The organism is Alteraurantiacibacter aestuarii (assembly GCF_039523595.1).
GTDB lineage: Bacteria > Pseudomonadota > Alphaproteobacteria > Sphingomonadales > Sphingomonadaceae > Alteraurantiacibacter > Alteraurantiacibacter aestuarii.
Genome location: NZ_BAAAFP010000003.1, coordinates 245,768 through 271,470, shown reverse-complemented (window position 1 = coordinate 271,470; position 25,703 = coordinate 245,768). Strand labels below are relative to the sequence as shown.

General features: G+C 62.9%; 24 protein-coding genes and 2 tRNA genes. 9 read left to right on the top strand and 17 right to left on the bottom strand.

The annotated features are described in order from the left end of the window. Positions 1-17: 17 nt before the first annotated feature. Positions 18-93: transfer RNA gene (locus ABDZ98_RS14630), tRNA-Thr, on the top strand. A 60-nt stretch (positions 94-153) separates the two neighbouring features. On the opposite strand, the gene ABDZ98_RS14625 is transcribed toward ABDZ98_RS14630, so the two are convergent. The 5 genes from ABDZ98_RS14625 to queF all read right to left on the bottom strand — a co-directional run bounded on the left by ABDZ98_RS14625 (position 154) and on the right by queF (position 6,001). Beyond that, positions 154-1,176 (bottom strand): HupE/UreJ family protein, encoded by a 1,023-nt coding sequence (locus ABDZ98_RS14625; RefSeq protein ID WP_160591632.1) that lies wholly within the window; start codon positions 1,174-1,176, stop codon positions 154-156. After that, positions 1,176-2,096 carry a peptidyl-prolyl cis-trans isomerase gene (locus tag ABDZ98_RS14620; RefSeq protein WP_160591630.1) on the bottom strand — a complete coding sequence of 307 codons (921 nt, stop codon included), beginning with the start codon at positions 2,094-2,096 and terminating at the stop codon, positions 1,176-1,178. Before ABDZ98_RS14620 ends, ABDZ98_RS14625 begins: the two co-directional genes overlap by 1 nt. Continuing rightward, positions 2,097-3,953, bottom strand: a complete 1,857-nt coding sequence (locus tag ABDZ98_RS14615) for a DUF3604 domain-containing protein (protein ID WP_202386010.1) — start codon at positions 3,951-3,953, stop codon at positions 2,097-2,099. It abuts the gene before it with no gap. Between the two features lie 181 nt (positions 3,954-4,134). Next, positions 4,135-5,436, bottom strand: a complete 1,302-nt coding sequence (locus ABDZ98_RS14610; protein ID WP_160591628.1) for a UDP-glucose dehydrogenase family protein — start codon at positions 5,434-5,436, stop codon at positions 4,135-4,137. Between the two features lie 97 nt (positions 5,437-5,533). Then, positions 5,534-6,001 carry a preQ(1) synthase gene (gene queF / locus ABDZ98_RS14605; protein WP_160591626.1) on the bottom strand — a complete coding sequence of 156 codons (468 nt, stop codon included), beginning with the start codon at positions 5,999-6,001 and terminating at the stop codon, positions 5,534-5,536. 105 nt (positions 6,002-6,106) lie between these two features. Between queF and ABDZ98_RS14600 the strand changes: the two genes are divergently transcribed. The 8 genes from ABDZ98_RS14600 to ABDZ98_RS14565 all read left to right on the top strand — a co-directional run bounded on the left by ABDZ98_RS14600 (position 6,107) and on the right by ABDZ98_RS14565 (position 13,195). Then, positions 6,107-6,955 carry a sulfurtransferase gene (locus tag ABDZ98_RS14600; protein ID WP_160591624.1) on the top strand — a complete coding sequence of 283 codons (849 nt, stop codon included), beginning with the start codon at positions 6,107-6,109 and terminating at the stop codon, positions 6,953-6,955. Then, positions 6,907-8,163: a cystathionine beta-lyase gene (gene metC, locus ABDZ98_RS14595; protein ID WP_160591622.1), complete on the top strand. Its 1,257-nt coding sequence runs from the start codon at positions 6,907-6,909 to the stop codon at positions 8,161-8,163. The genes ABDZ98_RS14600 and metC overlap by 49 nt, the downstream gene beginning before the upstream one ends. Then, complete coding sequence (locus tag ABDZ98_RS14590; RefSeq protein WP_160591620.1) at positions 8,160-9,173, top strand: mechanosensitive ion channel family protein; 1,014 nt, start codon at positions 8,160-8,162, stop codon at positions 9,171-9,173. The genes metC and ABDZ98_RS14590 overlap by 4 nt, the downstream gene beginning before the upstream one ends. A gap of 92 nt (positions 9,174-9,265) precedes the next feature. Beyond that, positions 9,266-10,039, top strand: coding sequence for a uroporphyrinogen-III C-methyltransferase (cobA, locus tag ABDZ98_RS14585; RefSeq protein WP_160591618.1), 774 nt, complete (start codon positions 9,266-9,268; stop codon positions 10,037-10,039). Beyond that, the gene (locus tag ABDZ98_RS14580; protein WP_160591615.1) at positions 10,036-10,332 is read left to right on the top strand and encodes a DUF2849 domain-containing protein; all 297 of its coding nucleotides are present in this window, start codon (positions 10,036-10,038) and stop codon (positions 10,330-10,332) included. Before cobA ends, ABDZ98_RS14580 begins: the two co-directional genes overlap by 4 nt. Beyond that, positions 10,332-11,966, top strand: coding sequence for a nitrite/sulfite reductase (locus ABDZ98_RS14575; protein WP_160591613.1), 1,635 nt, complete (start codon positions 10,332-10,334; stop codon positions 11,964-11,966). The genes ABDZ98_RS14580 and ABDZ98_RS14575 overlap by 1 nt, the downstream gene beginning before the upstream one ends. Beyond that, positions 11,959-12,405: a DUF934 domain-containing protein gene (locus tag ABDZ98_RS14570; RefSeq protein WP_160591611.1), complete on the top strand. Its 447-nt coding sequence runs from the start codon at positions 11,959-11,961 to the stop codon at positions 12,403-12,405. The genes ABDZ98_RS14575 and ABDZ98_RS14570 overlap by 8 nt, the downstream gene beginning before the upstream one ends. Then, the gene (locus ABDZ98_RS14565; RefSeq protein ID WP_160591609.1) at positions 12,398-13,195 is read left to right on the top strand and encodes a phosphoadenylyl-sulfate reductase; all 798 of its coding nucleotides are present in this window, start codon (positions 12,398-12,400) and stop codon (positions 13,193-13,195) included. The genes ABDZ98_RS14570 and ABDZ98_RS14565 overlap by 8 nt, the downstream gene beginning before the upstream one ends. Before the next feature lie 195 nt (positions 13,196-13,390). Here the strand turns inward: ABDZ98_RS14565 and ABDZ98_RS14560 are convergent, their stop codons facing one another. The 12 genes from ABDZ98_RS14560 to ftsZ form a co-directional block, all read right to left on the bottom strand. Continuing rightward, complete coding sequence (locus ABDZ98_RS14560; protein ID WP_160591607.1) at positions 13,391-14,581, bottom strand: cupin domain-containing protein; 1,191 nt, start codon at positions 14,579-14,581, stop codon at positions 13,391-13,393. Positions 14,582-14,683: 102 nt separating this feature from the next. Beyond that, a complete protein-coding gene (locus ABDZ98_RS14555) occupies positions 14,684-15,193 on the bottom strand; it encodes a hypothetical protein (protein ID WP_160591605.1) in 510 nt (169 codons plus the stop codon). Between the two features lie 175 nt (positions 15,194-15,368). After that, entirely contained in the window at positions 15,369-16,277 is a 909-nt protein-coding gene (locus tag ABDZ98_RS14550) for an NAD-dependent epimerase/dehydratase family protein (protein ID WP_160591603.1), read from the bottom strand. Then, positions 16,274-17,407, bottom strand: a complete 1,134-nt coding sequence (gene proB / locus ABDZ98_RS14545; protein WP_160591601.1) for a glutamate 5-kinase — start codon at positions 17,405-17,407, stop codon at positions 16,274-16,276. Before proB ends, ABDZ98_RS14550 begins: the two co-directional genes overlap by 4 nt. Positions 17,408-17,453: 46 nt before the next feature. Next, positions 17,454-18,524, bottom strand: coding sequence for a GTPase ObgE (gene obgE / locus ABDZ98_RS14540; RefSeq protein WP_160591599.1), 1,071 nt, complete (start codon positions 18,522-18,524; stop codon positions 17,454-17,456). 233 nt (positions 18,525-18,757) lie between these two features. Further along, a tRNA-Ala gene (locus tag ABDZ98_RS14535) sits at positions 18,758-18,833 on the bottom strand. Positions 18,834-18,945: 112 nt separating this feature from the next. Beyond that, entirely contained in the window at positions 18,946-19,827 is an 882-nt protein-coding gene (locus ABDZ98_RS14530; RefSeq protein ID WP_160591597.1) for a hypothetical protein, read from the bottom strand. A 169-nt stretch (positions 19,828-19,996) separates the two neighbouring features. After that, positions 19,997-20,788: a Bax inhibitor-1/YccA family protein gene (locus ABDZ98_RS14525; RefSeq protein ID WP_160591595.1), complete on the bottom strand. Its 792-nt coding sequence runs from the start codon at positions 20,786-20,788 to the stop codon at positions 19,997-19,999. Between the two features lie 119 nt (positions 20,789-20,907). Beyond that, positions 20,908-21,711 carry a pyrroline-5-carboxylate reductase family protein gene (locus tag ABDZ98_RS14520; RefSeq protein WP_337190196.1) on the bottom strand — a complete coding sequence of 268 codons (804 nt, stop codon included), beginning with the start codon at positions 21,709-21,711 and terminating at the stop codon, positions 20,908-20,910. A gap of 8 nt (positions 21,712-21,719) precedes the next feature. Continuing rightward, on the bottom strand, positions 21,720-22,226 hold the full coding sequence (locus tag ABDZ98_RS14515) for a type III secretion system chaperone family protein (protein ID WP_160591589.1): 507 nt from the start codon (positions 22,224-22,226) through the stop codon (positions 21,720-21,722). Between the two features lie 174 nt (positions 22,227-22,400). Continuing rightward, on the bottom strand, positions 22,401-23,930 hold the full coding sequence (locus ABDZ98_RS14510; protein ID WP_160591586.1) for a tetratricopeptide repeat protein: 1,530 nt from the start codon (positions 23,928-23,930) through the stop codon (positions 22,401-22,403). Between the two features lie 46 nt (positions 23,931-23,976). Further along, positions 23,977-25,674, bottom strand: coding sequence for a cell division protein FtsZ (ftsZ, locus tag ABDZ98_RS14505; RefSeq protein ID WP_160591584.1), 1,698 nt, complete (start codon positions 25,672-25,674; stop codon positions 23,977-23,979). Between the last annotated feature and the right edge of the window lie 29 nt (positions 25,675-25,703).

Sequence of the window (25,703 nt, the reverse complement as noted above, 5' to 3'; positions counted from 1 at the left end):
AAAGGGCGCGGCAGTGGGCCGGCTTAGCTCAGTTGGTAGAGCAGTTGATTTGTAATCATCAGGCCGCGGGTTCGACTCCTGCAGCCGGCACCATCACCCCTTTTTGCGACCTGACGCCACCGGGCCGCTGCTGGATCGACCGGGCAGAACGCCTCAGGCAAAATTGCTGACGCGTTCGAACAGCCAGAACACCGAGATGGTGCCCAGGGCATAGGCTGCCACACGCGTCGCCAGCGGCCGGGCCAATACGCGCTGAAGGCGGGGCTGGCTGCGGGCAAGGCGCGATGCCAGCGCCGCGATGCCAAGAATGGCAGCGACAAAGACAATCTGCCCCGCTTCCACGCCAAGGTTGAATGCCAGCAGCGCGGTGCCGATCTCTGCGCCGGGAATGCCGATCTCGCGCAGCACGCTGGCAAAGCCAAAGCCATGCAGCAGGCCAAACAGCGATGCGACCACGGTTGGGTAACGATAGGTCAGGCTGTCCTTGCGGCCCCGCACGATCTCCGCCGCCAGGAACAGGATCGACAGGGCAATGGCCGCCTCCACCGGGGCAGACGGAAGGCGCACAAGTTCCAGCGTGGACAGCGCCAGCGTGACCGAATGGGCCACGGTAAACCCTGTCAGCGCAATCAGCGTCCGCCGCCATGTTGCCGCGATGATCAGCAGCCCGGCGATAAACAGCAGATGGTCGAAACCGCCAAAAATATGCTCCATGCCAAGGCGAAGATAATCGCCGAACAGCTGCAGCCTCGACGGCTCCTGAGGCACTTGCCACACCGCTTCACTGGGCGGGAGAAGCGCTGAAATTGTCGGCGCTCCAAGCTGCTCCAGTCGGTACAGAGTGGACAATGACGGGTTGTAGATCGGGAAAACCAGCTCGAACTCGCGGCCCTGCACTCCGCCCGTGCAGGCAATGATCATGTCGGTCGCGCGGTTACCCTCCCCCTCATCACCGATGGTGACGGGCTGACACCCGGCAGGAGGCAGCAGATGCGGCCGATTGTCCATCGTCACACTATCCGGCGCGCGCACTCTCAGGGCGAAGCGATCGCCCGGCAGCTCACGGATCAGGACCGAAACCGGGCGCGCATCATGGGCCTTTGCGGGAATGACCGACAGGCTGGCAGCCATGCAGGCCAGCAGGCACAGCAAGACCCGCAGCACCGCCCGCTGCATCAGGAGTCCCCATTACCGGCAAGGCTCTCGATCGACGGCACGCCGACATAGCGCAGTTCATACTGGTCCACGAGCTCGTCCAGCAGCGCTTCCCTGGTGCTTGTGCGGCGCTCCTCCTGCACGGCGGCAAGCACCTGTTCGCGCACTTCGGAGAAGTCCGGCTCCCGCGCCTGCGTGCGGTCGGTGAACAGGATCAGGTGAAGGCCGTAATTGCCCGCAAACGGCCCCTGCCAGTTCTCACCCGGCTGCAAGGCTGCAAGCCTGGCCGCGAATTGAGGCCCCAGCTCATTGGCTATCGGCCCAAGGAACTGGCGCACATAATTGCGCTGATAGGGGAACCGGTCACCATAGGCGGGGGCATCGTTGAAGCCCGCATGGGCAGAGCGCAACCGGGCCAGCAGGCGCCGCGCCTCGGCTTCCATTCCGCCGGGATGGTCCTTCTCCGCATCGACAAACACATGGGTGAAGGTGAACTCTGCATCCTGCCGGAAGTCATCCATGTGCGCCTCGAAATAGGTGCGCAGTTCCTGTTCGGTGGGCGGCCGGGGATTGAGATCGGCACCGGCGACGAGATATTCGATCTTCTGCACCATGCGCCGCCTGATGACATAGTCGTTCTTGTCCAGACCCAGCGCACTCGCCTCGCGGGCCATCGCCTCCTCACGCACGTAGCTGCGCGCCAGCTCGGCCAGCTGCTCGTCCGACATGGAGTCATATTGCGCCGTGAAAAAGCCCGGCTCGAATGCCGAGGAGCGGTATTGCAGGAAATTCGTCAACGCCTCGCGATCGACGGTGATCACGCGTGAATCCGCATCCAGCACGTCCCGCTCCGTCACCAGTGAATAGGCCGCAAACAGCAAGCCGCCCAGCAACACGAAATGGGTAAGCGGCTCCTTGAGGAGCAGTCGCAGGAGGTTCATTTAACGGACCGGCGTATACCAGATGGGCGAAGAGTAAGCGCGTTCCTGGATGGTGGCCGGCTGGCCCGTCTGCGCCACATCGATGCCCAGCGCGATCGCATCCAGCAGCGAATGGCGCGGCGTGGGGATTTCCAGCACGCGAACATAGTAGAATGCCGCCTGATCGGCCTTGAAATCCGGATCGGTCCACACGGTGGCGAGCTGCACTGCACCGATGGAATTGGTGTAAAGGCCCGTTTCCAGATCGACGGTGTTTCCCACGGCGGGAAGATGACCGGCGCGATCCTTCTGCCTGCCATCGGACCATGCCACGTCATAAATGCGCTCATGCGCTTCGCCGTCATCGTCGATCCAGCCCTTGACCACCTGCACCCGGTCAAGATTGCCGCTGAGCGGGTCCTTGACCGCGTGGATCAACAGTTCCGGCGCTCTTCCCGCAGGTGCAGCCGTCAGGTCCCCGCCCATCGGTATGCCGCGCGCATAGCCGACCGCGGCAATATCGCGCGCATCGGCATCGGCGGCGGTGAAATTGAAGCCGCCGAACATCCGCAGCGCAATGCGCGGTCCGGTGGTGGCATAGACTTCCTTGCGCCGCAGGGCAGCAAAGATGCCAGCGCGCGTGTTCTCCTCCGCCCAGGCGGCCACCCGGCCCGATGCGCCCATTTCCCATGCCGGGAAAATGACCGGACGCGGTCCGATGACATGCTGGCTGAGCGGGATATCAGACACCAGCTTGCCGTAGAAATCGTTCTCCTGCACCGAACTGAGACCGGTGTGGCTGTCGGTCGAACCGATCATGCCGAAATTGTAGGGATTGACCCCGGTGCGGTCCTGGATCTGCAGGCCGCGCAGCAGGGCGGACCGGGCGTAATCGCCTTCATCCGCCGGGGTCGGCGTGCCGATCAGCAATTTGCGGCGGATTTCAAAATCGGCAAATTCGTCATTGGTGGCGATCTCCGGATGGACTTCGGACGTGCCCTTGGCCTGGGTCACTTCCACCAATGGCTCCCAGCTTTGCCGGGCGCGGGCATAGGCGGCCGAAATCGGCTGCCCGTCGCTGTCGGTCATCTGGAACATCAAACCGCCGGAAATATTCGAATTATGCGGGATGGCGAGGAAGTCGACACCGGTTCGCTCGCGAGTTGCGGACATCCATGCCCACAGGTCCTCCGGACGCTGGCTGTCCTGGCTGCTGTAGGGGATGAAGCTGGCCGCACCTTCGGCATCGGTATTGGCCACCACCACGCGGTGCAGGTTCTTGCCGCCATCGACAACAGAGGACCATTCCCAGCCGAACATGGTAGTGAAGGTGCCGGGGATGTAATTGCGCTCAGCCGCCTCGATCTCCACGCTCCAGGCCGTGCTGCGCACCGCATCGGAATAGACCTGGCTCATCATTTCCTGCAATTCGGGCGCAGGCGGGCCAGCCATGCCCGCGGTGGTCACGCTCATCGCACCGCCACGGCCCGGATCGCGCACATGGGCTGCCATCGCGCGCCGCCCCCAGGGGGTTGCCAGCAAGGTCTCATCCGCGCGGTTGAGCAGGGTGAACAGGCCCATCATCTCCGCATGGTCGGTGACCGCCATGAAATCCAGCGGGCGACGAATCTGGATCTTGCGATCAAGGCCCGGCTGCTGGATCGGAATGCCGCGCGCATAGCGATAGGCCATGTCCGGCGTGACGGTGGTATTGGCGGTTATATAGGCATCGAGCGAGTGATTGGTGTGCAGGTGCAGCTCACCCCAGAACAGCTGGGTTGCACTGGGCCCGTTACCCTGCGCAACCGATTGCGCGAGAGGCACCATGGCCAGCGAAAAAACCGCCGCTCCGCCCAGCACCAGCTGACGGATACTCATTCGCGCTCGCTCCGGACCGTTCGCACTCATCGGTCGCACTCCCCCCTTGGACATACATCGCTCTCCACCACGTGGGCAGGATGATGATGGGTACAGGCCTTGTCAATGCGGGCCGGTGCTATTGAAGCTGCGTCAATCGGTCACTGGAATCGATTGATGCAGGATGGCGAGCGTTCCGCTGTCAGCGCCCTACCGCAACATAGCGCAGGCCCTGCTTCTCCACATCCGTACGGCTGTAAAGATTGCGCAGGTCCACCAGCAGCGGATCGTTGAGCACTTCGCGGGCGCGGACAAGGTCCAGCGCGCGGAAGGCATCCCATTCGGTGACGATAACAGCCGCATCGGCGCCGGTCATCGCGTCATAGGAATTCTCGCAATAGGTCAGGCCCTCGATCACGGCCCTGGATGTTTCCATGCCTTCGGGATCATAGGCGCGCACGGTGATGCCCGCCTCCTGCAATGCCTTGGCGATATCGATGGCGGGCGAATCGCGCATGTCATCGGTATTGGCCTTGAAGGTCAGCCCCAGCAGCGCCACGGTCTTGCCCGCAACATCGCCGCCCATGGCATCGATCACCTTTTGCCCCATGGCCATCTTGCGCCGGTTGTTCACGTCCACCACCGACTGCACGATCTGCAAGACAGCGCCATATTGCTGGCCCGTCTGGAGCAGTGCCAGCGTGTCCTTGGGGAAACATGATCCGCCATAGCCCGGCCCCGGCTGGAGGAAGCGCGAACCGATGCGGCTGTCCAGACCGATGCCCTTGGCGACATCGCTCACATCGGCGTCCACCTTCTCGCACAAATCGGCGATTTCGTTAATGAAGCTGATCTTGGTCGCGAGGAAGGCGTTGGCGGCATATTTGGTCAGCTCCGCTGCGCGCCTGCTCATCGAAAGGATTGGCGATTCATTGCGGGTGAGCGGGCGATAAATCTCCTGCAACACCTGCTCGGCATGGTCATCGTTGACACCGATCACCACCCGGTCCGGATGCTTGAAATCGTCGATTGCCGCACCTTCGCGCAGGAATTCGGGGTTGGAAGCTACGGAAAACTTCAGGCCCGGGCTTGTCTCTGCAATGATCCGCTCAACCTCGTCACCCGTGCCGACAGGAACGGTGGATTTGTCCACCACCACGGCGCCATCGCGCAGCAGCGGGGCCATTTCCGCAGCAGCTGCATAGACATAGGACAGATCGGCATGACCATCGCCGCGGCGGGAAGGCGTGCCCACTGCAATGAACACCGCATCGGCGTGTGGCAGGACTTCGGCGATATCCAGCGTGAAGCTGAGCCGGCCAGCCTCGACATTGGCTTCCACCAGCGCATCGAGCCCCGGCTCGAAAATTGGAATACGGCCATCGAGCAGCGCGTCGATCTTGGACTTGTCCTTGTCCACGCAGGTGACATGATGCCCGAAATCGGCAAAGCAGGCACCTGAAACAAGGCCGACATAGCCCGTCCCGATCATAACGATACGCATCCATGAATCCCTATTTTGTGATGGGCGTCCAATGCCCTTATGCGGTTTTCGAAAGTCCTGGCCGGTCCTAGTCGAAGCGTTGGAGAGGAGGCAAGTGTCAGCCCCGTCCGCGATAGGAAGGCACACCCTGATCGGGCAGCCACAGGGCTTCGGGCGGTTTCCCGCTTTGCCAGAAAACGTCGATCGGAATGCCGCCGCGCGGATACCAATAGCCGCCGATCCGCAGCCATTGCGGCTGCATTTCTTCGAACAACCGCTGGCCGATGCCCACGGTCACATCCTCATGAAAGCCATTATGGTTGCGAAAAGCTCCCAGGAACAGCTTGAGGCTCTTGGATTCCACGATCGTGTCCCCCGGCGCATAATCGATCACCAGATGGGCAAAATCGGGCTGGCCGGTCACCGGGCACAGCGATGTGAATTCAGGCGCGGCAAAGCGCACAAGATACAAAGATCCGGCGCGCGGATTGGGCACATAATCCAGCACCGCTTCATCGGGTGATGCCGGGAGCGCGCTGTGCTGCCCCAGATGCAGCGGGGCGGACGAAGATACATCCTTGGTCATGGCCCGCCTGATGCCGCTTTCACACCGGCGTTACAAGTCATAGGTTTTTGCGCCCTGACGCTGCGACACATTTACCTGAGCGCAGCCATGTTCTACGCCGTGCACATGGATAGTCTCGTCTCAACCCAATGGCTCGCACGCGAGCTTGGCTCACCCGATCTGGTCATTCTGGATGCATCGACCCATCTGCCCGATGCCGGGCGCGATCCCGCCGCGGATTTCGCCAAGGAGCATATTCCCGGCGCGCGCTTTCTGGATCTGGCCAGCCTGTTCGATCCGGAATCGCCCGTGCCCGGCGCAGTCCCCACACCGCAGCAATTCGCCGCGCGCATGGCAAAGCTGGGCATCAGCAATGACCAGCGACTGGTCATCTATGACGATTCCTATGTCAAAACCTCGGCGCGCGCATGGTTCATCTGCCGCCTGAACGGCGTGAAGCAGGTTGCCGTGCTGGACGGCGGGCTGGGCAAATGGCGCAGCGAAGGCCGCCCGCTGGAAAGCGGCGATGTCACCAGCGCTCCCGGCGATTATGCGCCCACCCCGGCTGGCACGGACCGCCTGCGCACCAAGGCGCAGGTGCTGGCCAATATCGACAGCGGGGCAGAACAGCTGGTGGATGCGCGCGGCGCCAAGAGATTTACGGGTGAGGAAGGCGATTTCCGCCCCAATATCGCCAGCGGCCACATCCCCGGATCGCGCAATGTGGTGTTCGATCAGGTGCTCAACCCAGACGGAACATACAAGGACCCGGCGGCTATTGAAGCGGCCTTCAAGGCGGCAGGCGTGGACCTGACCTCCCCCATCGTCACCACCTGTGGCGGCGGAGTGACGGCATCGGTGCTGCTGTTCGCGCTGCATCTTGCCGGCAAGGACGATGTTGCCCTGTATGACGGCAGCTGGAGCGAATGGGGCGCCGATCCCGCCCTGCCCAAGGAAATGGGCGAGGCTGTGTGAAAGAAGGCGGCAAGGGGAAAAGCCGTGGGCCGGCAACCAGGGCCGTAGAGGCCGGCCGCCGCAAGCAATGGACAGGCGCGGTGGTCAATCCGCCGATCTGGCGGGCCAGCACGCATCTTTATGCCGACAGCGCAGACCTGGCCGCAGGCCGTCCCGATGAAGACGGGCATTTCTATTACGGTCGCCGCGGATCACCCACGCAATGGGCGCTGGCCGATGCGCTGACGCAGCTTGAGCCGGGAGCGGCAGGAACCGTGCTCTATCCCAGCGGCGTCTCCGCCATTTCCGGCGCGCTGCTGGCGGTGCTTCGTGCAGGCGATGTGCTGCTGGTGACTGACAATGCCTATGAGCCAAGCCGCATGATGGCGCGCGCCGTGCTGGCCGATTGCGGCATTGAGACGCGTTTTTTCGATCCACTCGATACCGCAGGCTTCGCCGGCCAGTTTTGTGATCGGACCAAAGCCGTGCTGTTCGAATGTCCGGGCAGCCTGACCATGGAAGTGGGCGATGTCCCCGCCATGGCCGCCACCGCGCGGGAAAAGGGCGCGGTCAGCCTGATCGACAACACCTGGGCATCCGCACTGGGCTTTCCCGCGCTGGAGCGCGGCTGCGATATTTCCATCATGAGCCTGACCAAGCACGTTGGCGGCCATTCGGACCTGATGATGGGTTCTGCTTCTGCGGACGAGAAATTCTATCGCAAGCTGCGGCACAAGAGCCAGGCACTGGGCGTGGTGGTCTCTCCCGATGATGCAGCCCTGGCGCTGCGCGGCCTGCGAACCATGCCGCTGCGGCTGGAACGCAGCACGGCCAGTGCACTGCAAATCGCCCGCTGGCTGACAGACCAGCAGCAAGTGGCGCATGTGCTGTGCCCGCTGCTGCCCGGCGCGCCCGGCCATGCACTGTGGCAACGCGACTTCACCGGCGGCTGCGGCCTGTTCAGCTTTGTGCTGCGCGGTGCCAGCCCGGCCCAAAGCGCCGCCTTCATCGATGCGCTGGAGCTGTTCGGCATCGGTTACAGCTGGGGCGGATTTGAAAGCCTGGCCATCCCCTTTGACCCCAGCCGCGCGCGCAGCGAAACACCGTGGCCCCCTGCCGGGTGGCAACAGGAGGACAGACATGGCATTAGATTGTCCATCGGCCTGGAGGATCCTGCTGATTTAATTCAGGATCTGCACCAGGCCCTTGATGCAATGGGAAAATTATGAGCCAGATAAGCCAGCCGCAACCATCCTCCACGGGAGAAGAAGTCGTCGCCGGAGCCGAGGCGCTGAAAGACGCTGTCGCCGAAAAGAGCGGCACTTTTGCCGAAATCGTTCACCAGCTCGATGCATGGGGCTTCACCTTCGCCGATACGCGCTTTTCGATCTGGACAGCGCTGGTGGTGGTGCTGGTTGTGGTCGGCATTCTGCTCTTCGCGCGGCTGTTCACGAAATTTGCCCACAGCCTGCTGCGGCGCGCGACCAAGCTCGACCCGTCGCAGCGACTGCTGGCGGAAAAGCTGCTGAGCGTTGCCGTCTGGGCCATCGCCATCATGATCGGCATAGACATGCTGGGTATCGATCTTACCGCTCTGGCGGTGTTCTCGGGCGCATTCGGCCTCGCCATCGGTTTTGGCCTGCAGAAGACGTTCGGCAATCTGATCGCCGGGATCATCCTGTTGATGGACCGGTCGATCAAGCCGGGGGACGTGATCGCCATTGCCGATCAGGCGGGCAACGAGACGTTCGGCCAGATCCGCAAGATCGGCATTCGCGCCGTGTCCGTGACCACGAGGGATGAGCGTGAATATCTGATTCCCAATGAAAACCTGATGATCAATCAGGTGGAAAACTGGTCCTACTCCTCGCGCCAGGTACGCATGCAGGTGAGCGTTGGCGTGTCCTACGGCTGCGACATGAACAAGGCCGAGCAACTGATGCTGGAGGCCGCCCGAAGCGTGGACCGCGTGCTCAAGAATCCGCCGCCCAGCGTGTGGATGAGCGAATATGGCGACAGCTCGGTCAATTTCGTGATCCACTGCTGGATCGATGATCCGGAGGAAGGCGTGGGCAATGTCCGCTCTGCCGTGCTCAAGCGATTGTGGGACCTGTTCCAGGAAAACGACATCGAGATCCCCTTCCCTCAGCGCGATCTCAACCTGCGCGACAACGCCCAGTTCCAGCAATTGGTGGCAGCAATTTCGCAGCGGATGGACAAGCGCGAACAGGCCGACTGAAAGCCGTACTTGAGGGGGCGGTAAAGTTCACCTTAGCCCCGCAACACTCATTCTCACTGGCCTGAAAAGGCCACTGGCATCATTTAGCCGCCATGGAAAACCATGGCACGATCTATCTCGTCGGCGCAGGTCCGGGTTCAGCGGACCTGCTGACCGTGCGCGCAGCCAGGCTGATCGGGTCTGCCCGGCTGATCGTGCATGACGGGCTGGTCGATCCTGAAATACTGCAGTTGGCGCGTCCCGATGCCCGGCTGATCAGCGTCGCAAAGCAGCGCGCGCGCCACACCATGGCGCAGGAAGACATCTGCGCCCTGCTCGTTCGCGAGGCGCTGGCGGGGCATGATGTGGTCCGGCTGAAAGGCGGCGATCCGTTCATTTTCGGGCGCGGCGGCGAAGAGGCAGAGGCTGCCAATGCCGCCGGTGTCCGCGTGGAAGTGGTCCCCGGCATCAGCGCCGCCAATGGTGCAGCAGCCGCAGCGCAGATACCGCTGACCCACCGCGATCATTCCTCCATCGTCACCTTCGTGGCCGGGCAGTGCAAGGGCCTGACCGAGCAGAACTGGGCCGGTCTGGCCGGACAGGGCCGCACGCTGGTGATCTACATGGGGGTCAAGACCGCACCGCAGATTGCCGAGAAACTGATGGCGGACGGGCTTGCCCCGGACATGCCGCTCGCGGTGATCGAGAATGGCGCGCGCGCCAACATGCGCGTGCTGCGCGGACCACTCGCCGCCCTGCCCGATCTGGTGGAACGTGAACGGGTGAAAAGCCCCGCGCTGATCGTGATCGGCGAAGTGACCGCAGAAGTGACCGCTCAACTCATTGAAAAAGCGGCAATACAGACAATTGGAGTGATGCAGCAGTGAATATCCTGACCGGAAACGACCTGAAGACCGGTGCTGTCGTATGGTGGGATGGCCAGAACTGGTCACTCCATGTGGAAGACGCGGTCGATGTCGGCGATCAGGGTGAGGCGATCCTTGCCCGCGAGGAAGCCGCGCGCCGGGTCAATGCATCCTATGCAATTGCCGCCGAAGCCACGCCGGAAGGCCCCCGCCCCGCCCATATCAAGGACCGCGTGCGCGCACTTGGCCCGACCGTGCGCCCCGACCTGACCCTCAAACCCGATGACGCTGCGGCCATCGCAAAGGTGATCTGATGTATCTGTACGACCAATATGACCAGGCGATGGTCGATGCCCGCGTGGCCGAATTTCGCGATCAGGCGCAGCGCCGCATTGAAGGCAAGCTGACCGAAGACCAGTTCAAGCCGCTGCGACTGATGAACGGCCTCTATCTGCAACTGCATGCCTATATGCTGCGCGTGGCGGTGCCCTATGGCACGCTGAGCGGTGCGCAGATGCACGCGCTGGCCGACATCGCCGACAAGTATGATCGCGGCTATGGCCATTTCACCACCCGCCAGAACATCCAGTACAACTGGATCAAGCTGGAGGATGCCGGTGACATTCTGGCGGACCTCGCCAAGGTGGAAATGCACGCCATCCAGACCAGCGGCAATTGCATCCGCAACATCAGCTCGGACCATTTTGCAGGGGCTGCGGCGGATGAAGTGGTCGATCCGCGCCCCTATGCGGAGATCCTGCGCCAGTGGTCCAGCTTCCACCCTGAATTCAGCTATCTGCCGCGCAAGTTCAAGATCGCGGTGATCGCCAGCGAAAGCGATCGCGCGGCCATGAAGCTGCACGATATCGGCATCCAGATCGTGAAGAATGACGCAGGCGAGCTGGGCGCGAAGTTCTTTGTCGGCGGCGGCATGGGCCGCACCCCGATGATCGCCCCGTGCATCCGCGAATGGGTCGATCTGGACCAGCTGGTCACCTATTGCGAGGCCTGCCTGCGGGTCTACAACCGCTATGGCCGGCGCGACAACAAGTACAAGGCGCGCATCAAGATCCTGGTCCATGAAATGGGCGCGCAGGAATATGCGCGGCAGGTGGAGGGCGAATTCGCCCACCTGCTGGAACAGGGCATCGAACCGCCCTTTGCCGAGCTGGAGCGCATCCGCACCTACTTCGCCGATCCCGCCTTCAAGACCGGCCTGCCGACAAGTGCCGACCGCAGCGATCCCAATTTCGCGCTGTGGATGGATCGCAATACCCATCCGCACAAGGCGCCGGGCTATGTCTCCGCCGTCATCAGCCTGAAGCCGGTGGGCGGCATTCCGGGCGATGCCACGGCGCAGCAGATGCACCTGATGGCCGATCTGGCGCGCGAGTTCAGCTTTGACGAATGCCGCGTGATGCACACGCAGAACATCGTCCTGCCGCATGTCGAAATCGGTCGCCTGCATGATCTGTGGACGGCGCTGGACGCGGCCGGTCTGGGCACGCCAAATCTCGACCAGATCGACGATATCATCGCCTGCCCCGGCCTCGATTATTGCAGCCTGGCCAATGCCCGGTCGATCCCGGTGGCGCAGAAGATTTCGCAGCGCTTTGCCGCCAATGGCAAGGGCGATGAGCTGGGCCAGCTGAAGCTGAAGATCTCCGGCTGCATCAACGCCTGCGGGCATCATCACGCGGGCCACATCGGCATTCTCGGCGTCGACAAGAAGGGCACTGAAAACTACCAGCTGCTGCTCGGCGGGTCGGAGGCGGAGGATACCTCCATCGGCAAGATCACCGGCCCCGGCTTTGACGAGGACGGCATTGTCGATGCGGTCGAAAAGGCCACCGACGTCTATCTCGCCCAGCGCACCGAGGGGGAGCGTTTCCTCGATACCTATCGCCGGATCGGCATGGCCCCTTTCAAGGAGGCTCTTTATGACTGAGACCCTTACAAGTGAGACCGCGCAAATTCGCTTTCGCAACGATGATCCCGTCGGCGATCCCGCCGTCACGGTTGAGGCCTTCGTCGGCCAGTCCAACGCGCTGGCCGTCCGCATAGAGCCGGGCGATGACGCCCGCGACCTGCTGCCGCATCTGGGCCGCATCCGGCTGGTGGAAGTCAACTTCCCCGCCTTTGGCGACGGACGCGGCTATTCCGCATCGCGCATCCTGCGTGAGGCCGGATACACCGGCGAACTGCGCGCCGTGGGCGATGTGCTGGTGGACCAGATCGCCTATATGCAGCGCTGCGGTTTTGACAGTTTCGCCCCTGCCCAGCCGCTGGATGCAGGCGACGTGGAAGCCGCCCTTGCGCGCTTTCCCGATGTCTATCAGCCCACCACCGATGCGCGCGTGCCGATCTGGACCCTGCGCCATGGCTGAAGCCGATCCCATTGCCCGTCAGCGCGACGTGATCGACACCGCGCCTGCTTATACGCAGACCGATGCCGATCGCCTCAACCTGCGCTTCAAGGGCGTGGATGTGTCCACCATGCTGGGCCAGCTGTTCGCCGAGGGAGAGCTTGGCCGCGTGGCGGTTGTCTCCTCCTTCGGAACGGAGAGCGCGGTCCTGCTGCACCTGGTGGCCAGCGCCGATGCATCGGTGCCGGTGATCTTTGTCGATACGCTCAAGATGTTTGACGAGACGCTGGAGTACCGTGACACGCTGACCAGCCTGCTGGGCCTGACCAATTCCTCCGTCGTCACCCCTGATGCCGCCGTGCTGGCGGCGAAGGACGAGAACGGCCTGCGCTGGAGCTGGGACCCCGATGGCTGCTGCGAGATTCGCAAGGTGGAGCCGCTGGCGCGCGCCAAGTCCGGCCTCGATGCGTGGATTTCGGGCCGCAAGGCCTTCCAGTCCGTTACCCGTGAAAACCTGCCGCGTTTCGAAGTTGAGGACGGCCGGCTCAAGATCAACCCGCTGGGTGACTGGACCAAGGACGATCTGGAAGCCTACTTCGACCTGCACGATCTGCCGCGCCACCCGCTGGAGGCTCAAGGCTATCTTTCGGTCGGTTGCGCGCCGTGCACCAGCACCGTGAAACCGGGCGAGGACCCGCGTGCCGGACGCTGGCGCGGATGGGACAAGACCGAATGCGGCATCCACGTTCCCGGCGCCTCGCAGGACGGCGATGAGGGCGATCTGCCCCCCGGCTACGAACCCGCTTTCTGAGTCGATTCACCTGAAAATTCAGTCACGTGCAAAAAGCGCAATGGCTGGTGCAGTAATCGCGTTTGTGTGATGGGCCGCGCCCGCACATAGAGGGGGTGCCTTTCAGGCATCCTCTCCCAAAAACTTCCAGCCCGGCCGTTCATTCGGTCGGGCTTTTTTGTTGGTGTTTGGGGGTGGCGGCTCAGGACTGGCGGCTCAGGCGCGTTCAAGCAGGCCGAAGGCGACCAGCGTTTCCACCGTGTCACGCAAATCTTCCGCATCCTCCACGCTGAAATCGCTGATCGCCAGATTTCCGGCAGCCAGTCGCTCAGCCAGTTGCGGTGCGAGGTCCGGCTTCAGGGTGATGGCGGACCCCGCCAGCGTCACCTGCGGCTCTTCGCCCTCCAGCTCCATCGAATAGAGAATGCCCTCACGTACGCGGAACCTGTCATCCGCCGCGATGCCGGCAGCGAGCGTATTGAGTGCACCGCGCACGCGCGTGCCCTGGTCCATGATGAAATTGCTGCCGAATACCGAGAGCGTCGCTTCAAAATTCGCCTTGTCGCGTAGCTGGTCCACCAGCGAGCGGAAAATCGCCTCGTTCGCGGCGCGTTCGCCCTCGTTGAAATAGAGCGTTCGCGGCAGCGAGTGGCGCATTTCAGGGATGCGCAGGCTGGCCTCCGCCACCGCCTCCAGCATGAATTCCGCCCAGGTCTGAACAATGATGCCCACGGTGATGTGCAGGCTGACCTCGTCCCCTTCATTGGGTGCCCGGTGCGCCATGCCGCGCGGGACATACAGGCACTCTCCGGGATTGAGCGTGAAGCTTTCCCGCAGTTCACCCACATCGTCACGCTCGCGGCGGAAGCCCTCGCCCTTGAACGGCAATTGCTCGCGGTTGCCGTAGATTTCCCATTTCTTGGAACCCGACACCTGGATCACGAACACGTCATGGTCATCGTAATGGATGCCGAAACCATGCGCATTGCTGGGCGTGAGATAGATATTGGTCTGTATCCGCGCGCCAAATTCCCGCTCCAGCGCAAGGCAGAATGTGTACAGCTTGCCATCGGCAAAGTGCAGCTGCGGCAGGACGATAGTGGCCCCATTGCGGAAGTTATCGAGCACGCTGCCGCGATCGATCACGCCATTGGCAAAAGTATACTCCTCTGCCGGCAGACCCTGCCCGGACTTGGCCATGGTCAGCGATGTTGGCGGCAGTTCGGAATCGGAAATGATCTCGTCAATCCGGTCGATGCTCAGCAAATCCTGCACGGCGGCAACCGGGCCGGGCGTGCGGTAATATTCCCGCTCATACCAGGAATCGAAGAATTCCTGAGGGCTCAATGGAGCTATCAGGCTCTCAAGCGGACTCTCCTGCGGCCCCCGGGCCGTTACCGATTTCATCTATCCACAATGTCCCAAGGCGCCCGAACAGGCGGCACTACACACAATCAACCAATGGGCTGGAGCCAATGAGTTGCCAGCGAATGCGTTGGTGTTGCGGCCTCAGCGGCCGGTGCCACGACCCCGGCCATAACGGGCAGAATCCGAATCATCGCCATCGGTCAGGCCGCTACGGCCATAACCGGAACGATCATTCGAATCGCTATCGGTGTAGCCGGTGCCGCTGCCGCGACCACGACCCGGTGAATCCGAATTGGTGCCCGAATCGCTGTCCGTCAGGCCGGATGACCGCCCGCCGCCGCCACCGCGGCCATAATTGGCGCGATCGTTGGAATCGGCATCGGTATAGCCGGTGCCGCCGCCGCCACGGCCATAGCTGGCGCGGTCATTCGAATCGGCGTCAGTATAGCCAGTGCGGCCGTGCGAAGCGCTGTCATTGGGATCGGAGTCGGTCGTGCCGGTGCGGCCATAGCCGGATCGGTCATTGGGATCGGAATCCGTGCGCCCGGTGTTTTGCGCCTTGGCTGGTGAGGTTATCATCGTGCTGGCAGCAGCACCGGTGACCAGTGCAACAAAGGAGCGGCGCGATACCCGGCTGGTTTTTTTCGGCATTCTTCTTCCCCCGATATTCTGCCCGACATGCCATTTCAGCCAGGTAGAACGTGACCCTCACATCTCCCATAGCACTATAAGCACAATTCGCGAAAGATGGATGAAATTTTATGATAGGTTTGCGCCATTGCGAGAAAGTTTGCAGCGGCGACAATGACATCCATCAGGCAGGAAATTACAGCCAGCCCTTGTCCCGGTACCATTGCCCGGTAGCCGCAAGACCACGCTGCGTTGCCACCTGCGCCTGCCACAATTCGGGCGGAACGCGCTTGTCCTGGCTGCTGACCCAATCAGGATGGATCATGTAGCGGGCCCGGTCGAGTGTCAGCTTGGCCTTTCCGCCGCGAACCATGCGGTCAAGCCGGGCGGCTGCCAGCACGGCCCAGGGCGGGAGCTGCGGGGTCCAGACCCTGCGGCCCATCGCCGCCCCGATGGAGCGGGCAAGATCGGTGTGGCTCCAGCCGCCTTCGCGCCCATCGTCAGGCTCAAACATGCGGTTCAATGTGGCGGGCGTTCCCTCCACCAGATCCAGCAGCAGGCGGGCAAGATCCTCGACATGGATGATAGACGCGCGGCCGTTGCCGGGCATTGGCACCACGCCGAATTTGGCGGCGCGGAACAGATCGAGCATCTCGGTATCGCGCGGGCCGTAAATCGCCGGGGGCCGGATGATCGTCCAGTCCAGGCCGCTGACCTGCACTGCCTCCTCCGCCAGCCGCTTTGACCGGCCATAATCGGACAATGCCGGCTCGCGCGCGGACAGCGAGGACACGAACAGCATGCGCTGCGCCTGCACGCCCCTGGCTGCGGTCAGGAGGTTTTGCGTCCCCGCCACATTCCCATGTTCGAAACCTGCGGCATCGGGCGCATTGACCACGCCGGCAATGTGCAGCACGGCGCGCGCACCGTCCACCAGGCGGGAGAGGGCAGCCTTGTCTTCCAGATCGCCGCCGACCCATTCCACCAGATCGCGCGGTTCCTGCTGCTTGCGGGTCAGCGCGCGTACCGCCAGCCCCCGCCGGCGCGCTTCATCGAGCACGCTCTGGCCGACAAACCCGGTGCCGCCGGTGATGGCGATGGTCACAGCAATACCAGCTGATCGCGGTGGATCACTGCAGAGCGCGGGGAATACCCCAGCAGCGCCTGCAACTCCTCGCTTCGATAGCCCTTGATGCGGGCAATTTCGTCAGCATCATATTCGACCAGGCCCTGCCCCAGCGCCCGTCCCTGTGCATCGCGCACCGCAACCGGATCGCCCCGGCGAAAATCGCCTTCGATCAGGGTAATGCCAGTCGCCAGCAGGCTTCCGCCCTTGGCCAGCGCCTTGGCGCAACCGGTATCGACAACCAGCACGCCCTTCATCCGCTGACGGCCGCCCAGCCATGACTTGAGCGCGCCATCGTTGCGGCGCGGCAGGAACAGCGTCCCCCGATCATGCTGGAATGCCCGCTCAAACGGTCGCACATGCGTGCCGTTGATGATCGCCAGCACAATGCCCGCACGCTCGGCAATTTCGGCTGCCTGCAGCTTGGATGTCATGCCGCCCGATCCAAGCCCGGAGCTGGAGCCGCCGGTGGCCATGTCGTGAATGTCCCGTGTCACCCCTTCGACCAGCGGCAGCATGCGCGCATCCGGATCGGCGGGGTCGCGATCATACAGGCCATCGATATCGGACAGCAGGACCACGGCATCGGCACGCGCGGCCTGCGCGGCGCGCGCGGCCAGCCGGTCATTGTCGCCAAAGCGGATTTCCTCGGTAGCGACCGAGTCATTCTCATTGATGACCGGCACCGCGCCCGCCTGCAGCAACTTGCCGATGGTGGCAGCGGCATTGAGATAACGGCGGCGATCGTCGAGGTCTTCCAGCGTCACCAGCAATTGTGCCGCTGTCAGCCCGCATTTGCCCAGCAATTGCGACCACAGGCCTGCCAGCGCGATCTGCCCCACGGCTGCGGCGGCCTGCGCATCGGCCAGATTGGAGCGGCCTCCCCGGGCCAGCCCCAGCTTTGCCGCACCCAGCGCAATTGCCCCGGAACTGACGACGATGACCTGCTGGCCGCGCTTTCGCGCCTGGGCAATTTCCTCACACAGCGCCTCCAGCCAGGCACGGTTGGGCTGGCCGTCCTTGCCCACAAGCAGGGCCGAGCCAACCTTCACCACGAGGCGCGGTGTCTTGGCAGGATCGGCGAGGTCGGCAAGGCGCGTGATAGTCATGCTGCTTCGCTTAGCGAAAGGTGAGCCGCAGGCAAATGGCCCAGCGTCAGCCCAGTGGTGACCAGGGCTGTTCCTCGGGCTCCTCCTCGCCAACTTCGGCAGGCAGGCGACCGGGCGTTTCAGTAGTGGTCTGCGTGGGCAGATAGCCAAGAACGGCATCAAGCAGATGGGGAATACCCGCCCCCGTGGCACCCGAAATGGGGAACACCTTTTCCGCTCCGGCAGCGATCAGTTCGGCAGAGAAGCCCTCCACCAGTTCGGCATCGGCCAGATCGGTCTTGTTGAGCGCAACCAGCCGCACCTTGTCTTCCAGCGCCGCGCCATAGGCCTCCAGCTCGCCCTCCACGATGCGCATGGCTTCGACCGGATCATCGCCCGAAATGTCGATCAGGTGGATCAGCGCGCGGCAGCGCTCAATATGGCCAAGGAAACGGTCGCCAATTCCGGCACCTTCGGCGGCGCCTTCGATCAGGCCGGGAATATCGGCGATCACGAATTCGCGGCCCTTGTGATGGACAACGCCCAGCTTGGGCACCAGCGTGGTGAAGGCGTATGCGCCCACCTTGGCACCGGCATTGGATACGGCATTGATGAAGGTGGATTTGCCGGCATTGGGCAGGCCGACCAGTCCAACGTCCGCCAGCAGCTTCAGCCGCAGCCAGACCGCCAGCTCCTGCGCCGGCTCTCCGGGCTGGTGCTGGCGCGGGGCGCGATTGGTGGATGTCTTGTAACTGGCGTTACCGCGTCCGCCCAGCCCGCCTTCCAGCAGCACCACGCGCTGACCTTCGTGGGTGAAATCCGCCAGCACGGTTTCGCGGTCCTCGTCCAGGATCTGCGTGCCCACGGGCACTTCGATCACCAGATCCTCCGCGCCCTTGCCGGTACGATCACGGCCCATGCCATGTCCGCCGCGCTTGGCCTTGAAGTGCTGGTGATAGCGAAAATCGATCAGTGTATTGAGGCCGGGAACAGCCACGAACACGACATCGCCGCCCTTTCCGCCATTGCCGCCGTCGGGGCCGCCATATTCGATGTATTTTTCACGCCGGAAGCTGACCGCGCCCGGTCCGCCCGCGCCCGATTTGATGTGAACTTTTGCCTGGTCGAGAAAATGCATTGTAACTGTTTAACCTCAAGTGCCAGCAGGACCATGCGGCCCGCCGGCTATCATCGCCGCTGATCCCTATGCAGGTGCAAGGGGCGGCTGAACGCGCGCGCTGGCGCCTTTGTGGACCCGATCTAGTCCAGTCTCCGGCCACTGTCACGGTTTCGGTGTGTGATCGGCCAGCATGGCCGGCGGCGTGCGGGCCGGTTTGCCCGCGCCCTGCGAAGGAACGCGCCTGGGAAAACTGGTGGAGCCGAGCGGGATCGAACCGCTGACCTCGTCATTGCGAACGACGCGCTCTCCCAACTGAGCTACGGCCCCGTTTGCGCCCCGGCGCAGGAAAACCTGCCTCAGGGACGGCGGCTAATAGCGAAACGCCGCGGCGCTTGGAAGGGGGAAGTTGCACCCGACCATCCCGCCAATTCCGTCCAGCCTACTCCGCCACAGCCGTGTTGGGCACAGGTTGCACCACCGGCGTCGCCACACTGCCTTCCGAGACCGGAATGACCGGTATGCCCACGCCCGTCTCCGGGTCGATCACTTCGCCCAGCAGTTCACCGGACTGACCGGCGATCAGGCTGGAGGATACACCGCCGCCCTGCGCACCGTAAACTGCCACATAACCGGGCTGCGACGCGCCATATTGCGAACCATAGCGCCGGTCCCAGTCGGCCGAGGCCATCTGATAACGCTCGTAATCGTCGAAGAACTGCTCAAACGCATTTTCGAACAAGGCCAGATTGGCCACGGCATATGCGGTCAGGTCCTCTGGCGGTGTGGTCACGAGCTGGCTGGCCAGCGTGCGCGCCACATTGCAGAAGCCATTGCGCGCAGCCGGCAGGGCGAAGTAATTGTAAACCTGCGTCAGGTCGGCCTCACGCGCCCGAATGGCGGCGCGGCTGGAATCTGCCTGCCGCCGATAGCGGCGATCAAGCTCTTCATTCACAGAGGTCAGCTCGCGCGCGAACATGCGCAGGAACAGGCCATAGGAATCGGTGATCTGAGCGTCATCAGGCCCGGTGCAATTGAGCGCAGCCACATTCCAGCCGGAGCGGAAGTGCCACACGGCCGTCTTCTCATCGATGCCGTAGTTCACGGAAAGGCGCTCACCATCCGCGCTCTTGGCAGGCACATCCATCACATAGGCCGCGCCCGCAGGCGGAATCGGGCGGTAAGGGATCGGTTCGGGTGCAATCACCACAGGCGGAGGAGGAGGAGGCGGAGGGGGCGGCGGCGGTGGCGGCGGCGTGGCACAGCCTGCCAGCAGGCTCAGGCCCAAAACCACGGCAATGGGTTTCCAGCGAATGGTCAGCATGCTCTTCCCGATTCCTCTCTCGCAGCGCCAGGGCTTTTGCATAGCCAATCGCGCCTGAATGTCTTGTGACCGACTAACTAGCTTGCGAACAACGCAAAAGAAATGCCCGGAGTGCAGCTATGCACCCCGGGCACGATGAAGTGAATCCTGATTGCGATCAGGCGAGTTATCAGTTGCGTGATGCGCCCATGAAACGCAGCAGGAACAGGAACATGTTGATGAAATCGAGGTAGAGGCTGAGCGCCCCGAGCACGACCATCTTGCCCAGCGGGTAAGATGCGGCAACACCCGGATTGGTCACCTTCAGCTGCTGGATCTGCATGTACTCGGACTTCAGGCGCTGCGTATCATAAGCGGTAAGACCCGCGAAGATCAGCACGCCAAGGAAGCTGATTGCCAGTTCCAGAGCGGTCGATCCGATGAAGATGTTGATCACCGAAGCGATAATCAGGCCAACCACACCCATGATCAGGAAGCTGCCCATGGCGGACAGGTCCTTCTTGGTGGTGTAGCCAAACAGGCTGAGACCCGCAAAAGCGCCCGCCGTGGCGAAGAACGTCGCCGCGATCGATCCGCCGGTATAGACTAGGAAGATCGAGGACAGCGAAAGGCCCATCAGCACCGCAAAGCCCCAGAACATCATCTGGAGAGTGCTGGTGGAAAACTTGTTGCGGCCAAAGCTCATCGCAAACACGATGGCCAGCGGTGACAGCATGATGATCCAGCTCAGCAGGCCGCCGGTGGTGAACACCTGCGCCGCCATCGACTGGTCCCCGCCACGCGCGAACAGCATCGCTACAATGCCCGTGAGCAATACGCCCGAGGACATGTAATTGTAGATCGAGAGCATGTGCTTGCGCAGGCCTGCGTCGAAAGTCGAGCGGCCAGCGACATCACCCGTCTGGCTCGGCGACACCCCGAAGCCCTGCCGGGTCGCACGGTCGTCGTTCCAATTTGCCATTTGATCCAAAACTCCGTTTGTCCGGCCTCACATAGCGGGCCGGAATGTGTCCAATATCGAGTGTGCGGTGGGAATTTTCAAGGGAAACCGTATGCGCTGTGGTTAACGGCGCAAAGCCGTCATTTGCGGGCTTCGCGCACCATCTGGGCGCTGCGATCACGCGCGGCCCGCAGGCATTCGGTGATCAGGCGGCTAAGCGCCTCGTCATCGTCCAGCACATCCAGCCCGGCGCGGGTTACCCCGCCCTTGCTGGCGACCATGTCTGCCAGCTTGCCCGGATCATGCGGCGATGCCGCCGCCAGCGACGCTGCGCCTTCCACCATTGCAATGGCCAGACGGCGCGCCTGATCTTCGGGCAGGCCCAGACGAGTGGCCGCACCGCCCAGCGCATCGATAAAGCGATAGACAAACGCCGGGCCGCTTCCTGCCAGCGCAGTGACAAGATCGAACTTGTCCTCACCAATCCATTCGGGCGTGCCCAGCGGGGCCATCAGGGCGATCACGCCATCGCGGCCCGCTTCATCCAGCCCTGCCTGCGCAAGCGCAACCGGCGCCTTGCCCAGAGAGACTGCCAGATTGGGCATCACCCGCACATGGGCGCGGGCCGTTGGAAAATGCTGCGCCAGAACGTCCAGTTCAACCCCCGCCAGCAGCGACAGGATCACCGTGCCGCTGCCTGCCAGAGGGGCCACCTGCGGCGCCACATCGGGCAGGTTCTGCGGTTTCACGCCCAGCAATATCGCGTCGAATTCACCCGCTTGCGGCAATTGCCTGGCAACCGGAATATCGCCCGGCGCACCATCGCGCACCGGATCGACGACGGTGAAGCCGGACGGATCACGGCCAGCCGCCAGCCAGCCTTCCAGCATGGCCCCGGCCATATTGCCGCAACCGACAAGGAGAATGGAATCGAACATGGGAATGCCCGATATCAGGCTTCGCCCGCTGCATCCACCAAAGCGGAATCCAGCGCATCGCGGGCACTCTTGTCTCCCCACAGCACAAACTGGAATGCGGGATAGAAACGGTCGCATTCGGCAACCGCGCTTTCCACCGCCAGCTGGGCGACCGAAAGCCCCAGCATGCCATCGTCACCCAGCATCAGGCCGTGGCGATAAAGCAGCACGCCGCCTTGCGTCCAGATATCGAAATGGCCGAGCCAGAGCTGTTCGTTGATCATCGCCAGCAATTCATAGGCGGCGCGCTTCTTGTCATCGGGCACGCGCACTTCGGGCAGGCACAGCAATTGCAGCACACGGTCTTCTCGACGCCAGATTCCGCGCAGCTGGTAAGTCGTCCAGCTTCCCTGAATTTCTCCGCAAATTTCGTCATCATTGACGAATTCGCAGGGCCATCCATGCGCCTCGAACAGCGCCGCCAGCATCTCTACCGGGGCGGCATCTTCGGCTTCTTGCATCGGCTCACGCCCGGTGTTCATACAACTGGGATCCCGTTCTCGGATTGCTCTGCCAGTCAAATCGCGCGCCGGGCGAATAAGCGCAATGGGGGAGCCATGACGTCATCGGGGAGAACTCGACAAGGCTGTTGGCAAGGTGTGCAAAAATAGCTGGAGAATGGCGGGGATAGCTTGGGGACAACTGCGTATTTACGCCTAGTTGAGCGCGGTTACTTCCTCCCCTTCGGCGCTGGTGAACCGAAACGCATCAACACCGGCGTTGCCCAGTGCGGTAACGAACTCCTGCGCCGCGCGGGCAGAATCGAAAGGCCCGGTCAGCAGCCTGTTGGTCTGATTCCAGCGCGCGCGATAGGCCGACCGGTTGTCCAGCAGGCCATCGGCATTGCGCACCAGACGGCGCCAGTCAAAGCGGAATGCTGCCAGATCCTGCCCGGTAGCGACCTGCACCCAGTGGCGACTGGGATGTGCGGGCGGTGGCGGCGGTTCGGGTGCCTTCTGCTCACGCACAGGTACAATGGCGGTGATATCCACCGCGCCCGGTGCAGCAACCGGTGCGGCGGCTTCCTCCTCGAGTGAGAAATCAGCAAACACATCGGCCAGGCTGACCGGCTCCTCCTCGGCCACCACGGTTGCGGCGGGAGTTGGAGAAGGAGTTGGAGTTGGAGTCGGGGCCGGTGTTGCTGCGGGTGTTGGTGCGGGATCGGCGACTGCCACAACTGCCGCCTGTGCAGGCACTTCCTCGCTGATGGAGAAGGAAGGCTGGGCCTCAGGCTCTGGCACCACCGGTTCAGCGCTTGCCAGGGCGGGCAGTTCTTCAGCAGCGCTACCCAGGGCCGCGCTACCCAGTGCCGGACCGCCGGGGATCAGCCGCGCATCGACATTGCTGGACGGTGACGATGGCAGCGGCGTGGCGGCATTGCGGGCAAGGCGCGGCTCATCACGGCCAATGTCTGCCGCCCTGGGGAACGAACCCAGATTGGCTGCAGCCGCCTGCTGTGCCGGGGTCAGCCGCTGCATATAGCGCAGGTACGGCCCCATCCGGCGCGATATGCGTGGTGGCAGCATCGTCTCGGCAATCGAGACCGCTTCATCCTCCCGGCCCAGAATCGCCAGCGCGAAGGCGCGCGTGCGATAGGCGGCAAGGTCGCGGCGCTGCAACAAGGGGAGCAGGATCGCTTCGGACGCGGCCTGATCGCCGGCAATGGCGTAGCTGAGGGCAAGGCGCCGCACCGTTTCGGCATTTTCATCGCGTGATAATGCCTGCCCATATAGTTCCTGCGCGCGGGCATTCTGACCGATCAGGTCGAACGCCAGCCCGCGATCCGCAGCATAGCCATCCAGATTTTCGCCTGCGGCCTGCGCCCGGTCGAACAGGTCGAGCGCCGCAACCGGGTCTTCCTGGCGCAGGGAAACTAGCGCCAGGCCGGATAGCACCGCACCATCATCGGGCGAAACGGCGCGCGCGCGGACAAAGAAGCCCGCAGCCGCATCCACATCGCCCAGTTCCAGTGAGGCGCGCCCTGCAGCGATGAGCGCGGGGAGCGATTCGGGTGCGCGTGAAAGACGCCGCAACGCCTCATTCAGGCGCTCCGACGCGGGATTGGGCAATTGCTGAACCACTTCCTGTGCCTGCACAGCAAACGGGGCGCAAAGACATTGGAACGCACCCACCGCGCACAGCAGCAGTGCGCGATGAGGGCGGACCCGGTTGGTTTTTACGATCATCGCTGCCGAATACACATCCCGGCCTGAACGCCGGAAAAATGACCGGCTATTGATTGTTCTGGCGGCCAAGAAAGCGGGGAATACGCATGGCCGAGCTCTGCTCTTCCTCGTCATCTTCCTCGTTCTCATCTTCCATGCCTGCGCGCGAGAGGTTGGCCATCCGTTCAAACAGCGTACTTCCACCGGCAGGGGCAGCAGCTGACGCAGCAGCCGGTTTCGGTTCTGCCGGAGCAGCCTCAGCCTGTGGAGCAGCATCATCGGGACCGCCGAAGAACCGGCGGCGCCTGTTTGCCTGAGGGTCAGGGATCGGCTGATTGGCTTCGGCCAGACGCGAGGCATCGAGCAGCAGCTCATCCTGCCCGCGCGCATCGCCCGTTTCTGCCGCACCGGCATCGCCAGTTTCAGAAGCGGGTTGCGCCTCCTGCGTCAGTTCGAACATATCATCGCTGCCTGGTGCATCACCGCCCTGATCGCCGGACCGGGCCGACATGGCCGCGAAATTCTCGGTCACGGAACCGGTGAAGCCATCGTCTTCGCCATCATCAGGCAAGGCACCCGCGTCGGAGGCTTCATCCTCCTCCCGCAAGGAATAGGCATCACCGTCGTCCGTTTCGGACTCGGGCAGGTCGAACGAGGCGTTCAGGCCATCATCCCGGTCATCTTCGTCGGTCGAATCCGCACCGATTTCAGCTGCGGTGGGAAGCGGCAGAACGGGCTTCTTCGGCCCGCGCGACGCACCCAGGTTGAGCGGCTGCCCGGCGGAATGCGCCTGTTCGGAGCCTTGCTCTATGCCGGTTGCCACCACGGAAACGCGGATCTTGCCATCGAGGTCGGGATTGAAGGCTGAGCCCCAGATGATGTTGGCTTCGGGATCGACCAGCTCGCGAATGTGGTTTGCAGCCTCATCCACTTCCAGCAGCTTCATGTCCTCACCGCCGATGATGGAGATGATCACGCCCTTGGCACCCTGCATCGACACGCCATCGAGCAGCGGGTTGGCAATGGCGCGTTCGGCCGCTTCCAGCGCGCGGTTGGGGCCTTCGCCTTCACCCGTGCCCATCATCGCCTTGCCCATCTCGTTCATGACGGAGCGAATATCGGCGAAATCGAGGTTGATCAGGCCCGGCATCACCATCAGATCGGTGATCGAGCGCACACCCTGCTGGAGCACTTCATCGGCCAGGATGAAAGCTTCCTTGAAGGTGGTTTCCGCCTTGGCCACCAGGAACAGGTTCTGGTTGGGAATGACGATCAGCGTATCGACGTTCTTCTGCAGCTCATCAATGCCGGCCTCGGCTGCGCGCATGCGGCGCGTGCCTTCGAACAGGAACGGCTTGGTCACCACGCCCACGGTCAGGATACCGTTGCGGCGGGCGATCTCTGCAATCACCGGCGCAGCGCCAGTGCCCGTACCGCCGCCCATGCCGGCAGCGATGAAGACCATGTTCACGCCTTCCAGCGCGCGCTCGATCTCGGCAATCGTTTCCTCTGCCGCCGCGCGGCCCACTTCCGGGCGCGAACCGGCACCCAGGCCCTGGGTAATGTCCGGGCCAAGCTGGATGCGATGTTCCGCAAGCGCGTTGTTCAGCGCCTGCGCATCTGTGTTGGCGACGATGAAATCCACGCCCTCGATCTCTGATTCGATCATGTTGGCAATGGCATTGCCGCCAGCGCCGCCAACACCGATCACGGTGATCCGGGGGCGCAGTTCTTCAACCGAGGGGGGTCCGATATTGATGCTCATCTCGATGCTCTCCTGAGGAGCCTGTACAA